Below are 14,025 nucleotides of genomic sequence, written 5' to 3'. Positions count from 1 at the left end.
TTCGCTCAGCTTCGAGGATGTGGACAAGTGCTACACGACGAATGATCCGCTGTCGCTCGCGATCGTCGCAGCGGCGATCTGTGGAGCTCTCATTGGATTCCTGTGGTGGAACACAAGTCCCGCCAAGATCATCATGGGTGACACCGGCTCGCTGGGTCTCGGCGGAGCGCTGTGCGCTCTGGCCATTTTGACCCGCACGGAACTGCTCCTCGTTCTGATCGGGGGTCTGTTTGTCATTGAAGCCGGCTCGGTCATCATCCAGCGGGCATATTTCAAAGCCACGCACGGCAAGCGCATCTTCCCCATGACCCCGATCCACCACAGTTTCGAGTTGATGGGCTGGGGCGAAGTGACCATCGTCGTGCGGTTCTGGATTGTTGCCGGTGTTCTCGTTGCTGTTGGCGTAGGGGCGTTCTACTTCGAGTGGTTGAGCTAGCACGTGGCTGCGATCGGGCGCCGGGAGCATAAAGTCATGGGACCAGCCGTGGCTGCGCGAGTGATAATGATTGCCGCGATTTCACTGACCATGACCGGGTGTCAGGGGTTGCTTGAGCCTCGCTCGACGATGGGGGTTGAGGATGTGATGGAAGCCTTTACCTCGCAGCCCAACCTTCCCGTGACGAATCCACGCGATACGACTGCAGATGACTGTGCGGCGACCGACGCGTGCATAGCTGCGATGCGATCGGATGAAATCTCGATTTACCGTTTTGAGACTCCGCGCGAAGCGGGGAAGTTCGCGAAGACCTTTGGTGAGAATGGCTACCATTCCGACTGGATTGTCTTGGAGTATCCGGGAGCAAAATTCGATACCGATCCCACTAAGCCGTCGTATGCCGGCATCGTCGACTCCATGTGGACGAGCGACTGACCACCAACCATCGATTCGACCACAGGATCAAAGCGAGTCCCGTATGACGTTCCGCTTGCGCGGCGACCAGAAGATTTCCGCCGGCAAGCATTATGCAGGCTGGTTTCGCTGTGAATCACGGCGGCAAATAGCGGCCTGTGCAGCCAAAGCGCGCCGGATCGTGAGTCGCGACGATTTCATGCGTTCACTCTGTGAGACAGCGTTGGCTGGTTACCAACACAGGCGTCCGCGATCGATGTCTACCTCAGAAGCGGCAGCTGAGAGCTGGACGTGTCGCCAGCCGTGAAGTTGATTGTGATGAACGTCGGCAGGTTCTCGGTTGATGGCAGGTTGAACTCGAACGTCGTGGGGGCCATATCTGCCGTGCAGGGGCCTTCCGTATCGGCCGAGAAGCCGAAGGTCATTGTCGCTAGATCCGCTGAGTCCGCGTGCGGCGGACAACTCGAGCTGCCGGACAGGACAATCGCCAGCCGTCCGTTGACGACTGTTGCGTAGCCCGCAAAGGGGTCGGCCAGGCCGCTCGGCAGTGGTGCCGGCGCGCCAGGATATGCGGTCGTGGCAGCCCCCGCCGGGACTACTGTCGACGGCGCATCCGTGCACGCACACGTACCGACCACCACGGCAATCGCGATTGCGATCAGCGCGGATCGATTCGGACTCATGGTGAGATTCTATGGGCGAGGGGTAACCCGCCCCGAGACGGTAGGCGATCGTTACCCGTCTCGACCGCGTTTCGGGATTCGCCCGGTAGCGCTCGATGCACGTCGCCCGATTCCCTCCCCGGCCGCCCCGCAGATAGTTTCACTTACGGGCTGAGGGCGCAGGCTGCCGGGCAGCGAGAGCTGACGGGACGTCATTCTCGTTAGGGGAGTCGGCTGGTCACGTCACGCTGCGGATGAGAACGTGGTGGTTGTCGTGGCTGCGCTCGTAGCCCGTGCTGGCGACGATGGGGCCGTTTTCGGCGTCACGTGCGGTCCACAACAGTACGGAGGGTGAATCGAGCCCGCTGAGGGTGAGGTCAGCGAGACGAAGAAAATCGGTCACATCCTCCAGCTCTTGGGGAGTCGTTGCGGTCAGCGGGAGCACTTTCCCACGATATCGGTCGAGAAGACCAGGGCAGGTCCCACCGCGCAGAGGGTCTCCAGCCCTATCCAGATAGCAGTCTTGCGGCTACACGCCGGGGTTGACGATGCGCTCCATCCACGTCTCTGGGGCGTCCCAGGCGGTGAACCCGAGAGTGGAATACAAGCCGTGTGCGTCATCGGTCGAGAGGGCGATGCGCCTCAGCCCCAGGGGATCACATTCCTCAAGAATCCCCGAAATGAGTGCCTTTCCGATGCCGTGACCACGAACTGCGGGGTCGACGAAGACGTCGCAGAGCCAGGCACACGTGACGCCATCGGTAGGCGATGACCGAGCGAAACGTGCTGAAGCAAACGACAACTCGGTGCCACGGACGTCCCGTCTGGGGCTCCCCTCTGAAAAACCACGGGCACCCAGGCTTGGTTCTGATATTTGGCCCAACCTGCGTCCTCCGAGGTCTGGCTTGTCATGCAAGGAATGTTCCTTGACGAGATTGCCGAGAGATAGCGTGGAGAACATGAATGGATACCGGCGCCCCTCGTGCGCAGCGGAGATCTTCAGCGACGAGCAGGGCCATCCGGTCGAATACGGCAATCGGTGGGACGGAGGGTGCCCGCCCACAGACGCGTATTCCCGTGTCAGCAATCTGCAGCGTTTCGCGCCTCTGCACGACGTCGCCATCGCACTCATTGAATGGTTGCAGAACACGTTCGACGTGACCGTTGAACACTCCCCAAGCGCCACCGCTGACCTTCTCCATATGCCGGACGATGTTGTCAGTGCCATCCGGGTTGTGCCTCACGATCCGTCAGCGGCCACCTTGACGTTTGTGCTCACGCAGTTTCCGGGAGTGGTGATTCACGCGGGCACGCTTCATGACTTTCGTTTCCCTGGGTGCGGTTGTGATGCCTGCGATGACAATGCCACGAGCGTGGCCGATGAGCTTGAGTGGACGGTGCGCACCGTTGCGTCGGGTGGCTATTCTGAACGAATCGATCCGTGGCCGGGCCGCTGGCTCGAGTACCGACTTGTTGAGGCAGACGCCCGGATGCGCTCTGGAAGAACCCGCACCAATGCCCTGCCTAAGGAACGGGTGCAGTTTGCACGACGTACGCTTCCGCCGGCGGGCCGGTGGTTACCGTGGCGATTACGGCCGCATGCTGAGTCGGACTGTAGCGACTGACCCCCGGTACTCTCCGTGCCGGAGAGGTTTCCGCTCACGGGTGTCCATCTCGGCTTTGCCCTACGGTGACGCGAGCCAGCCAGCCAGCGCTCGCGAAGAGAAGGCTCAGTGGAGCTTCTTGAGCATCTTCACCGAAGTGGTCTCGTAACCGAGGGAATCGTAAAGTCCCCTGGCGCCGGTGTTGAATCCGAAGACGCTGAGGCCGAGAGAGTGCGCACCGTGTGAGCGTGCATATTCCTCGCCGAGTAGCATCGCTGCTCTTCCATGTCCCTGTCCACGCTGCTCAGAGTTAATGACAACGTCCCAGACCCACCACGCCCCCGGATCGGTGGTCACATCCTGCCCGATCCACAGATATCCCACCACCTCACCTGCCTCATTCATGATGTGAAAGACCTCATGGTCGGGGCTCTGAGTACCCTCGGGGAACGAACGAGCCATGGTTTCGACCGCTATTCGCCGAGCTTCCTCCTCTGTTCGGCCCTGGGCACGCAAATCGCCGACGTACTCGGTGCAGCTGTGCTCAATCCATGTGGGGAAATCGCTGGCCAGGATTCGCTGAAGGGTTACGGTCATCTCACAAGTCTTGCAGCCCGAGCCAAGGGTTTGCACCGACGGATTCGAAGGGCAGAGCGGGGACGAGCAACATCGGCGAGGTAGGGAAACCGGCCTCGTCGAGTACCTGCTGCAGGCGCCGAATCCTGAAGGTTGTGCTGCCGCTCGGCTCGCCGAGCATCGTCTTCTGCTGCCTGATCTTCACGTATCTGATCGTTGGGCCGACCCGGATACCGCCGGCCGCAGGGAAACCGAAGAGCGCCCGATCGCCCAGGGCGGCCGAAAGCTCGTAAGCGGTGTTGCCGGTGTTGCTGCGCGAGTTCGGCTATTCCTGCTGGCGTGGGCTCTATGCCGTTCTGGCCGGTGCATTGATTCTCGTGGGTCTGAGCGCACTATTCGTCATTCCCGAGCTCGGAGGCATGGGCGGATGGTTAGGCGCAGCCGTCTTCTTGCTCTTCACCGTGGTGTTGTATCGCGCCCAAGACGACCCAGTTACGGCCACGACGTAAGGGGTTCCCGTTGCGGGACACGTACAAGCCATAATCGTCGGCCGTGCGCTCCACCGACGTTCAAGCCCTGCTGGCTGCATGTGAGAACACCAATTTTCGATCATCGGTTTTGCCGCAGGAGGTGCCTTTGTCGTCTTGAGGTGATTCGTGATGCTCCCGAATACTGCCGTCTGCGCTGCGAGCGTGCCCCGCCAATCACCGGGAACGACTCATGAATGGTCAGTCTTCGGCACCGAGATCACGTTTGCGCGCCCGTCCGCGATCGTGTGCTGGAGAAACTCGACGCACCGTTCCATCGATCAGGAGAGCGCCCGATACGGTGCCGAGGCGGGGGAGAGGCCGGCACAGGCCCGTTGATGTGACTATCACCGGCGGTAGTACCCACGGTGCGGTGTGGTTGTCCGGCGGCGGGAGCAGGAAGCTTGTGCACGCCCCCTCAACGCCATGACCCTTCCCTGAAAGGACAACCAATGTCGCGTGCAACCGACGCCCCAGAGACTCACCCGAAGCCACCCGAGACGAAGCTGCCAGGAGGGAGCGCGACGGATGTCGTCACTGCGTCAGCGACGATGACGGGCAAGCAGCGCCTCACCCTCGTGCTCCTCCTCGCGGCGAGCTTCACTCTCGCCGTCGACTTTTCCATCCTCAACGTAGCCCTGCCGGTCATCGGCTCCGACGTCGGCTTCGGCCTCGACACCTTGCAGTGGATCGCCACATCCTTCGCCCTGTGCGCGGCCGGCTTCACCCTGCTTTTCGGCCGAGTTGCGGACCTCGTCGGACGTCGTCGACTGTTTATCATCGGCATGGCTCTGCTCGGCGTGGCATCCCTGGTGGGCGGTCTGGCGACCACCCCGATGGTTCTTCTCGCAGCCAGGATCGCTCAGGGCCTGGCGACCGCCGCCGTCGTGCCGGCGGCCCTGTCGCTCCTCACCACCTCATTCCCGGAGGGGAAACTGCGTGAGAAGGCCCTCGGGCTCAACGGCGCCCTGATGGCCGCGGGCTTCACGACCGGTGCCATCCTCGGCGGCGTGCTGACCGAACTGCTGTCCTGGCGTTGGGCATTCTTCATCAACGTTCCGATCGCCATCGTGGTTGTCGCACTCGCGCCGATCGTTCTCGCCGAGACGCGCCCGGCCCAGCGTCCCAAGCTTGACGTGCCCGGTGCTATCACCGTCACGCTCGGCTTGCTCGCGGTCGTCTACGGGCTCTCCTCGGCGGCGCAGACCTCGTGGGACGACCCCGTAACCCTCGGCTCTCTCCTGGCCGGCGCCGTGCTCCTGCTGGTTTTTTGGGCGGTTGAACGACAGGCCTCGCATCCCTTAGTGCCGCTCACATTCCTGGGACGACGAACGATCGCCTGGGGAAACATCGCTGGCGTGCTGGCGTTCGTCACCGAGACCTCCCTCGTCTTTGTGCTGACCCTCTACCTGCAGAAGACCCTCGGCTACTCCGCGCTCGGAGCTGGATTGTCCTTTGCGGTGCTCGGCCTCGGGACGGTTCTCGGAGGGCTGCTCGGGCCGCGCCTGATCGGCCTCTGGGGTAGCCGGAATGCAATCATCATCGGCTTCCTGGTGCAGGCCGCTGCGACCGGTTCGCTGCTCCTGCTCGGTACGAACGGGTTCTCGATTGTGATCCTGCTCGTCGCGACCTTCATTGGCGGCGTGGCCAATCTCGTCGTCATCGTCGGCTTCATGGTGACGGCCACCTCCGGTCTCTCCGACCGTGACCAGGGACTCGCGACCGGGCTGGCGACGATGAGTCAGCAGGTGGGCATCACCATGGGTATCCCGATCATGAGCGCCGTCATCGCGGCACGCGTGCACAGCCTCGGGTCCGAAACGGCGCTGACCGTGCTGGACGGTGTACACACTGCCATCGTCGTCAACACTGCCCTCTGCGTCGTCACGGCGATTGCGATCGCGCTCTTCCTGAAAGCCCCCAACAAATCCGGAGCTTCTGTGTAACGATTCCCATCCGTGGGCCGCACTGTGAGTCCCTGCGGCAAATCATCACCGGTCCGGTGACGTCGAGATGACCGACCAAGGGGTGGCTCCCGAACACGGAAGCCACCCCTGGATACGGAATCGGTCAGGTTACCAGGGCGGGCTGACGCCCTTCCGTGGTCTTCGAACGACGCGGACGTGCCCACCTGGCCATCGCCGGTTTCTCGACGAGGGCATAGAGCGCCCACCCGCCCAGGATCGCAGCGACGAAGAAGCCACCGACCACGAGGAACGCGATCGGCGTCGAATACGTGGCATTGCCCATCAGAATACGGCCGAAGAATATGACGACACCCTGGCAGAGGTAGAACCCGAACGAGATGTTGCCCAGCCACTGCATTACCGCGCTGCGCAGGAACCGGTTACCGCCACGCATATCCTCGGTCGCGGACGTGCAGATCAGCGCGGAGAGCGGGATCACCATCGCCGCGACAAACGAGAACACAAACGGCACCACAAGGGCGACGCCGTATCCGGCCAGGCAGAGAAGTAGCGCCTGATACATCTTCATCGGGATCCACTTGCCCGAGAGCACCACGAGGGCCAAGATCGACCCCAGCACGAATTCGAACAGCCGCGTCACCGGGAAGATGTAGCCGAACCAGAACTGCGTCTCGGAGATCGGGGTCAGCGCGGACGCGGGCGTCGCTGGAATCAGATACAGCGTGATCAGCTGAACGCCGACCATGCACAAGACCATCACGCTCGCTGAGGTCCACAGCCAGTTCGCGGGGATGCGACGAAGCAGGGTGATGATCACCGGGAACAGCATGTAGAAAAGCAGCTCACTGCACAGCGTCCACGAAGGCGGATTGACGGCGACGTAGACCGACCCGTCTGGCGAGAAGGAGTTGATCAGGAACAGGCTCGTGATCGACCCCAGCGGCTCGTGATCGCCGCGGCGAAGAGCACCATCGACAGCACCCACATCACGATGTGGTTGGGGAAGATCTTCACGAGCCGTCGGCGCCAGAACCGTACGAAGGGCTCACCAGGCTTGGACGCCCACGCCAGTACAAAGCCGCTCAGCAAGAAGAAGAACGACACGCCCACGTAACCGGCCTTGCCGAAGACCGCTTCGAGGCCATTCCCGAGTTGCGCATCCGCAAACGGGTTGACCGCGCTATTAGGGGGAATGGGCGAGTTGGACAACGTGATGTGGAAGCAGAATACGAGCAGCGCGGCGAAGAATCGGAGCCCGGTCAAGGAGGGCAGTTTGCTGCGGCTCCGTGCATCACCCTCAGCCGACCGCATCTCGCCCATCACTGGCCCGCCTTCGTGACGTCCGGCGCGACCGGGAGTTCGATGCCGAGCTTGTGACTGAAAAAATCCGTCGGGTCCCAGGCCAGCTTCGCCTGTTGCAGCCGAGGATAGTTGTCTTTGAAGTAGAGCTGCTGCCACCCCACGCCTGAACGATTGTGCGCTGTGTCAGCCACGTCGACATCGGGATAGTTGATGTAGCATCCATCGTAATCATCGCCGGGAACTGGCACTCCGCCGGTCGCCTCGAAGATCCCCTCGTAGGTTTCCCGCTCCCAGTCGAGGTAGAACGTGTCTTCCTTCGGGTCGCTCCAGAAGGTCTGCAGGCAGAACTTGAAGGCAGAGCGGCGCTGGGCATTGGCGGTCGCATCCGGTTTGACGGCGTTGACCTGACCACCGAACGAGAACAGGACGAGCATCGTGTCCGGGTTCGTGAATCCGGGCTTCGTCATTTGCCGGTACAGCACGCCGATCTGAGCGGCCGAGAACCGCCGATTGAGGTAGGCGGACTTGTGCGCCCCACGGCTGGTCGGGTTGGTGATCGTGGGGTTGTCCGTTCCGACCAGCCGCGTGGCTTGCAGCCAGGGGACGTCCGTGGGCTTAACGAAGGCGGGCACGGCCGGTATGACGCCGTTGGAGGTCATCACCGGCGCGGGTGTGATGGCGACACCGTCGAGTATCGCGGCGATGTAGTCGTCGAGAATCTTGCGGGCACGGGGTGCCGCGGCGTCGATCTGTGTGAACATGCCGAGGCTGCCGTGGGCCTGGTGGCTCACGTTGAAGAGGCTGCTGAGATTGGACTCGGGCGTGCCCGGGGCGCGGTGACGCTCGTGCCAGGCGCCGAAGTTGGTGATCAGTCGAGCGAATTTGTCCTCATCGATCTGGCCCCAGGGCACGCTGATAGCGCTGACGAGAACCCGTGACGGCGCAGTGATCAGCTGGTTACCGGGATCGGTACCCGTGGCGCCGGGCGAACGAAACCAGTACTTGGTGACCACGCCGAGATTCCCGCCGCCGCCACCTGTGTGCGCCCACCACAGGTCATGCTTCTCCCCGGTATCATCGCGGGTGGCCACGACGGTGCGCACCTTCTTGTCGGCGCCGACCGTCACGACCTCGACGGCGTACAGATGGTCTACCGTGAGCCCGTGCGCTCGCGAAAGGAGTCCGTATCCACCGCCGGCGATGTGGCCGCCGATCCCGACGCTGTAGCAAATACCACCCGGGATGGTCACCCCCCAGTTCTTGTAGAGGGTCTCGTATACGTTCATGAGGCGGGCCCCCGGCTCCACTGCGAAGGCGAGCATGGCGCTGTCGTAGTAGACCCCGGTCATCGGGGAGAGGTCGAGGATGACCTCGATCTCCGGATTGCAAACGAAGTCCGCGAAGCAGTGGCCCCCACTTCGCACCGACACTTTCTTCCCGGTCGAAACGGCCTGTTGGAGCGCGGCCTCCGCACCCTTCGGCGTCGCGATCAGCATGATGTACTCGGGGGTGGCGACGAAACGTTGGTTATTGCCGGTCATGAGGTCTGCGTACCGCGGGTCTGCGGGCACGATCGTCGCTCCGGGAAGTACCCCGGGTCCCGACTGCGAGGCGGTGGTGGCCGCTGCCGCAGCCAGGGCGGGTGCAGCGGAGCCGCCCTGAGAGGCGAGCAGCACCGCCCCGGCAACGGTCCCGGCGGAGCCAGTCATAAATACTCGCCGGTTGAGGGTGCCTTGAGTTTTTTGAGTCATGGCAAATCAGTACCTTTACGTTTCGAGGATGAGGTTTTCGTGCAGGGTGATCTGGGCCTTCGGGGCGACGAAGTAATGCTGGACGGAGTAGGAGATGGTGGCGAAGTCGAGCGTCCCAGTGCCGGAGAAGTCGCCGGCCACAATGCGCGCGACCGACTCCCGGGAGACGCTCCACTTGAGGAACAATCCGCGCGCCGCGTCGACGGCTTTGTAGTAAATGGCCCCCTGCCACGGGTCCGGCCCGCGCAGGCCGATCAGGAATTCATCGTCCCCGTCCCCGTCGAAGTCGCGACACATGACTGTGTGCCCGGTGCCCTCGCCGTTCTCGTTCGGGTCACCGTAAATGTCGAGCACGTGGCGGATCCAGCCACCCGCCCCGCCGGCCGGTTCCGGGTTGCGCACGTAGACGGCGACGGTGTTGCCGTGGAAGGGCTCGATCGCGGCGATGTATGCGAGCGGGTCCGATCCGACTCTGCCGCCGTCGACGTCACCGCTGCCCTTGAATGTGGTTCGCTCGAACTGGGACTCGTCGCCGTCGCCGACGTGTTCCCAGGTCCATTCATCGAGGGTCTCGTCGTAGTAGAGCCAGGACACCCCCTCGTCAGAGGCCATCAGGATCGAGTCCAGGTCGGTACCGGGAACCAGGTTCGCCTTGCGGGCGACGCCGTGGATCATCCGGAAATCCCGGTTCGTGATGACCTCCATCGGCCATTCAGCTGAAGACCTGACGTCGGCCGGCTGGGTGAAGAGCACCACGGGCAGTACCGCGTGCACGCCCTCGACCGCGACGATCGGGAATCCGATGATCTGGATCCGGTCCGTTCGGGTGAAATGTCCGACCCGAAGGCGGTGCATGCCGGTAGCCCGTCCGACATAGTGTCGCACCCATTGCTCGCTGCTCTCAGCAGCATTCCCGGGGTTTTCAAGCCAGTCGATCTTGCCGCCCTCGGGGTCGGCGTGGTGAATGGTCCCCCCAGGTCCGTAGAGCTGGTAGCAGACCACGAGGTCGGCTACCCCGTTCCCGGTGATGTCGCCGTAGTCCATTCCGACCGGTTCCTTGATCTTGTCGATCACGAGTCTCTTCTGCCAGCCGGGGTTCTGGTACCAGTAGATCTCGCCGAGCAGAAGGCCGTAGCCGACGAGGTCTGGCTGCCCACTTCCCGTAATGTCGGGGGCTTCCAGCCAGTAGCCGTCGCGCAGGAAGTCGGTCACGGTCTCAGAGCCGAAGAGCGGCACGGCGATCGCCTTCACGGATTGTACGGGCATGTGTGTTCCTTTCAGAGGGCGGAAATGCAGGCTGGTTCTTCGGTGACGGACGAGTCATCGGGTGAAAACATCGTTCGTTCGGTCGGGCAGGAGGGCCGCGGCCGCGCGCTCCTGACGCCTCGTCACGCGACGTTCCAGCCGCGCGGAAACAGCCATGATCACCAGCGCCGCGGCGGCGAGGAGCGCGCCGACCCAGCTCGGTGAGGTCAGGCCGAGGCCTGCCGTGATGGCGAGCCCTCCGAGGAATGCCCCGATAGCATTGCCGAGATTGAAGGCCGAAATGTTGACACCGGATGCGAGGGTAGGCGCCTCACGCGCGAAGTGCAGCACCCGCATCTGCATGCCTGGCACCGCGGCGAATCCCACGCCGCCGAGTAGAAACAGGGTCAGCACACTCGCCCATTGGCTGTGTGCGGTGATGGTGAAGGCCGCAAGGATGACGATCAGCGCTCCGAGCAGTACGAGCAGGGTCCGGTCGAGGTTGTGATCAGCCGCCCGCCCGCCGATCAGGTTGCCGACAAAGAGCCCGCAGCCGAAGACCACGAGCAGCCAGCTGACCATGGCCGGGTCGAAGCCCGCCACATCCGTCATCATGGGGGCGACATAGGTGAACGCGCCGAACATCGCCCCGAAGCCGAAAACGGTGACGAGCACCGACAACCACACCTGCACGTTGCGGAAAGCGCGCAGTTCGTTGCCCAGGGACCTGCGTGCTCCGGTCGAGGCCGCCTGGCCCGGGACGAACAGTACGAGGCCGACCAGCGTCACGACACCGATGGCGGAGATCACCCAGAAGGTCGTGCGCCATCCGGTCGCCTGTCCCAGGAACGTGCCGAGCGGTACGCCGAGTACGTTCGCCGTTGTCAGGCCCGCGAACATGATGGCGATCGCCCTGGCCTTTCGGTCGGGCGTAACGAGCTGGGAGGCGAGCACGGCACCGATCCCGAAGAACGCGCCGTGACAGAGCGCCGCGATTATGCGGCCAGTCATCATCACTGAGTAGTCGGTTGCGACGGCCGAGACGAAGTTCCCGACGATGAACAGGCACATGAGGGCGGAGAGAACCACCTTGCGATTCATGCCGACCGTCGCCGCCGTCAGCAGAACCCCGCCGACTGCGACGCTCAGTGCGTATGCCGACACCAGATAACCCGCTTCCGGAATGCTCACGCCGAAATCCGCTGCTACCTCGGGGAGCAAACCGAGGATGACAAATTCAGTCAGCCCAATGCCGAAGCCGCCTGCGGCAAGGGCCAGAAGTCCTAGGGGCATGTCAGTTCCCCTCCGAACGAACGTTCTGCCGGGGACCTGCCGGGGCCGTCATGCCGCGATTCCCACGGGCTCGGCCCCCGGCACGAACGGCATGATCGCGGGCCCGAGTCCGAAGTAGTGCGCGAGCGCGCCGATCGTCCGCTGGGTCGCGCGCCCATCACCGTAGGGGTTGATGGCAGTCGACATCTCCCGATACACGTGTTCGTCCTCCAGCAGCTGATTGACCTCGGAGACGATATGTGAACGCGTACGGCTGACGAGCCTCGAACTCCCGGTCAGGATCGACTCCTGCCGTTCCGTGATGTCCCTCAGCACGAGCGTCGGCTTTCCGAGCGCCGGGCCCTCCTCTTCGGCGCCGGAACTGTCCGAGAGGATGATGTCGCTCCTGACCAATAGTCGGCAGAAGCTCAGGTAGGGAAGCGGATCGACCAGGGTGACGTTGTCGAGACCGGACAGGATGGGGAACACCACGGACCGAACGCGCGGATTCAGGTGCACCGGAACGACAATTCGCACGCCCGGGTTCGTGGCGATATCACGGAGGGAACCAGCGATTTCCTCCATCGGCTTCCCGAGCGACTCGCGTCGGTGGGTCGTCGCGACAATGACCTTACGTGAATCGTGGTCGAGGTCTTCGAGGGCCGGGTCACCGTAGGAGCCAAGGTTCTCCAACCCCCAGCGCAGCGCGTCAACGATCGTGTTGCCGGTCACGACAATGCGGCTCTCCTTGATGCCTTCCCGAATTAGGTTGGCACTGTTTCCGGGGGTGGGAGCGAGATGGAGGGACGCGATCTGCGCAACGAGCTTGCGATTGGCCTCCTCAGGGTACGGGGACATGTTGTTCCCGCTGCGCAGGCCGGCCTCGACGTGGATGATGGGAACCTGGCTGTGCAGGCCGGCCAGCGCACCGGCCACGGTCGACGCAGTATCGCCGTGCACCAGCACCGCGTCCATCCCCTCGAGGTGGTTTCCGGTGCTGATGCCCTCGAGGATGCGGTGGGTGACCTGGCTGAGGTTCTGACCCTCACGCATGACTTTGAGATCGATGTCCGGGACGATGCCGAATTCGGTGAGCGTCGAGTCGAGCATTTCCCGGTGCTGCCCGGTGGAGATCAGCAGCGGCCTGAAGCGTGGGTCGTCTTCGAGCGCCTTGATGATGGGCGCCAACTTGACGGCCTCCGGCCGCGTTCCAAAAATCAATGCAATGTTCTTCACAATGCTCCTTCTGATCGGTCAATGGGTTTTCGGGATTCGTGGGCCCGGTGCTGGGTCAGACCCTGTGGTACTCGACGGCCAACCAAACGCAGTCGCTGTCCGCGCGGTACTGATGCCAGGGGTACTGGAATGACCCACCTCTCGCCACGCAGAACGGCGTGGGGTTGGTGTTTCCCGGGCTCAGGAGTTGGTCTTCGTAAATGGTGTCGGCGGCATCACTCATGAATTTCTGCATGCGTCCGTGGCCGTGCACCTGGGTATGCACCTCGATGAAGTCGTGCTGGTTGTGGATGCCGCAGTCCGTCCCCGCTGGGCTGAACCACAGATTCGCCCGTACCTCGAAGGGGGAGGGCCCGGTCTGATCAACGACGTTGCCGAGCATCTGACCGCAGTCAAGTTCGATGGCGCCAAGCGAGTCCTGCCGGGATTTCAGAAGGACTGGGGCGCCGGGCTTCGTCCCGTAGAAATCTGTCCAGCCCTCGTTCCTACAGTGGTCCTGGTCGAGTTCGGCCGAGCCGACACCCACGACCAGAAGCTTCGTGCCGGTGATCTGTGCCTTCGTGACGATCGTTGAGGAGAACGGTGGCAGCAGGCATGGCTGGGATCCGGCCGTGAATGCCGGGGTCGGTGAGACGTTCACGACGATGGCCGGCCCCTGTACAGACACTTCGTCCGCATTATCGATCACTCGCGCAGCGATCAGATCGCTGCTGAAATTCACGGTTCTCAGCACAGCCATTACGCACTCCCTCTCGTGGGCCTCGGGCGAGGCGTTTCATGATGTGAAAGGCTGTCCGGTGGTCAGGTGAGCGGCTTAATAGAGATTGCGGCCGCCCTATCGGACAACCGCATCGTTGTTACGCCCCAAGTTTGGGGGAGTGCATTCCGAATCATCCACACCCTGTCAGGGCTATGCACGACAGGGGCAGGCGACTTGTGAGAGGCCTTGACATGCTGGGGGAATGACCCCGGCACAGAAGACACGTAACGTTGTCCGTTGGACCGAGATCAGAATTCCTGCCGACGACGGCCATCGGATACCGCTCAGGATCTACCAGACACAGGACGAGCC

General features: G+C 62.8%; 16 protein-coding genes and 1 pseudogene. 5 read left to right on the top strand and 12 right to left on the bottom strand.

The annotated features are described in order from the left end of the window. Positions 1-436 (top strand): annotated as a pseudogene (locus JF66_RS06545) (phospho-N-acetylmuramoyl-pentapeptide-transferase); the annotation flags it as partial. A gap of 66 nt (positions 437-502) precedes the next feature. After that, entirely contained in the window at positions 503-871 is a 369-nt protein-coding gene (locus JF66_RS06540; RefSeq protein WP_156109675.1) for a hypothetical protein, read from the top strand. Positions 872-1,110: 239 nt separating this feature from the next. Here JF66_RS06540 and JF66_RS22875 read toward each other — a convergent pair whose 3' ends face one another. The 3 genes from JF66_RS22875 to JF66_RS24215 all read right to left on the bottom strand — a co-directional run bounded on the left by JF66_RS22875 (position 1,111) and on the right by JF66_RS24215 (position 2,314). Further along, positions 1,111-1,533, bottom strand: coding sequence for a hypothetical protein (locus JF66_RS22875; RefSeq protein WP_156109674.1), 423 nt, complete (start codon positions 1,531-1,533; stop codon positions 1,111-1,113). Positions 1,534-1,750: 217 nt separating this feature from the next. Then, a complete protein-coding gene (locus tag JF66_RS22870; RefSeq protein WP_197059344.1) occupies positions 1,751-1,957 on the bottom strand; it encodes a hypothetical protein in 207 nt (68 codons plus the stop codon). Positions 1,958-2,041: 84 nt separating this feature from the next. Then, on the bottom strand, positions 2,042-2,314 hold the full coding sequence (locus JF66_RS24215) for a GNAT family N-acetyltransferase (RefSeq protein WP_051973219.1): 273 nt from the start codon (positions 2,312-2,314) through the stop codon (positions 2,042-2,044). Positions 2,315-2,471: 157 nt separating this feature from the next. Between JF66_RS24215 and JF66_RS06525 the strand changes: the two genes are divergently transcribed. Further along, positions 2,472-3,137, top strand: coding sequence for a DUF6226 family protein (locus JF66_RS06525; protein WP_035876373.1), 666 nt, complete (start codon positions 2,472-2,474; stop codon positions 3,135-3,137). A gap of 105 nt (positions 3,138-3,242) precedes the next feature. On the opposite strand, the gene JF66_RS06520 is transcribed toward JF66_RS06525, so the two are convergent. Both JF66_RS06520 and JF66_RS06515 read right to left on the bottom strand, forming a co-directional pair. Continuing rightward, positions 3,243-3,713, bottom strand: a complete 471-nt coding sequence (locus JF66_RS06520; RefSeq protein ID WP_035876369.1) for a GNAT family N-acetyltransferase — start codon at positions 3,711-3,713, stop codon at positions 3,243-3,245. A gap of 1 nt (position 3,714) precedes the next feature. Continuing rightward, positions 3,715-3,897: a hypothetical protein gene (locus JF66_RS06515; protein ID WP_035876368.1), complete on the bottom strand. Its 183-nt coding sequence runs from the start codon at positions 3,895-3,897 to the stop codon at positions 3,715-3,717. A gap of 100 nt (positions 3,898-3,997) precedes the next feature. On the opposite strand from JF66_RS06515, the gene JF66_RS06510 reads away from it, so the two are divergent. Continuing rightward, positions 3,998-4,201: a hypothetical protein gene (locus JF66_RS06510; protein WP_156109673.1), complete on the top strand. Its 204-nt coding sequence runs from the start codon at positions 3,998-4,000 to the stop codon at positions 4,199-4,201. Between the two features lie 569 nt (positions 4,202-4,770). Further along, positions 4,771-6,165 (top strand): MFS transporter, encoded by a 1,395-nt coding sequence (locus JF66_RS06505; RefSeq protein ID WP_035876372.1) that lies wholly within the window; start codon positions 4,771-4,773, stop codon positions 6,163-6,165. Positions 6,166-6,289: 124 nt separating this feature from the next. On the opposite strand, the gene JF66_RS06500 is transcribed toward JF66_RS06505, so the two are convergent. From JF66_RS06500 to JF66_RS06475, 7 genes are read right to left on the bottom strand one after another with little or no spacing between them, the layout of a single operon-like run. Further along, complete coding sequence (locus tag JF66_RS06500) at positions 6,290-7,132, bottom strand: acyltransferase (protein WP_051973217.1); 843 nt, start codon at positions 7,130-7,132, stop codon at positions 6,290-6,292. Next, on the bottom strand, positions 7,060-7,410 hold the full coding sequence (locus tag JF66_RS24980) for an acyltransferase (protein WP_255351510.1): 351 nt from the start codon (positions 7,408-7,410) through the stop codon (positions 7,060-7,062). Before JF66_RS24980 ends, JF66_RS06500 begins: the two co-directional genes overlap by 73 nt. Before the next feature lie 56 nt (positions 7,411-7,466). Continuing rightward, positions 7,467-9,158: an FAD-dependent oxidoreductase gene (locus tag JF66_RS06495; protein WP_051973215.1), complete on the bottom strand. Its 1,692-nt coding sequence runs from the start codon at positions 9,156-9,158 to the stop codon at positions 7,467-7,469. A gap of 57 nt (positions 9,159-9,215) precedes the next feature. Beyond that, the gene (locus tag JF66_RS06490; protein WP_035876365.1) at positions 9,216-10,466 is read right to left on the bottom strand and encodes a hypothetical protein; all 1,251 of its coding nucleotides are present in this window, start codon (positions 10,464-10,466) and stop codon (positions 9,216-9,218) included. 54 nt (positions 10,467-10,520) lie between these two features. Then, complete coding sequence (locus JF66_RS06485; protein WP_035876364.1) at positions 10,521-11,738, bottom strand: MFS transporter; 1,218 nt, start codon at positions 11,736-11,738, stop codon at positions 10,521-10,523. A 48-nt stretch (positions 11,739-11,786) separates the two neighbouring features. Further along, positions 11,787-12,953, bottom strand: coding sequence for a non-hydrolyzing UDP-N-acetylglucosamine 2-epimerase (gene wecB / locus JF66_RS06480; protein ID WP_035876363.1), 1,167 nt, complete (start codon positions 12,951-12,953; stop codon positions 11,787-11,789). A gap of 55 nt (positions 12,954-13,008) precedes the next feature. Next, a complete protein-coding gene (locus JF66_RS06475) occupies positions 13,009-13,692 on the bottom strand; it encodes a hypothetical protein (protein WP_035876362.1) in 684 nt (227 codons plus the stop codon). Between the last annotated feature and the right edge of the window lie 333 nt (positions 13,693-14,025).

It is taken from the genome of Cryobacterium sp. MLB-32 (assembly GCF_000738085.1).
Taxonomy (GTDB): Bacteria; Actinomycetota; Actinomycetes; order Actinomycetales; family Microbacteriaceae; genus Cryobacterium.
The sequence above is the reverse complement of the archived record's forward strand: the minus strand, read 5'-3'. Positions and strand labels throughout refer to the sequence as shown.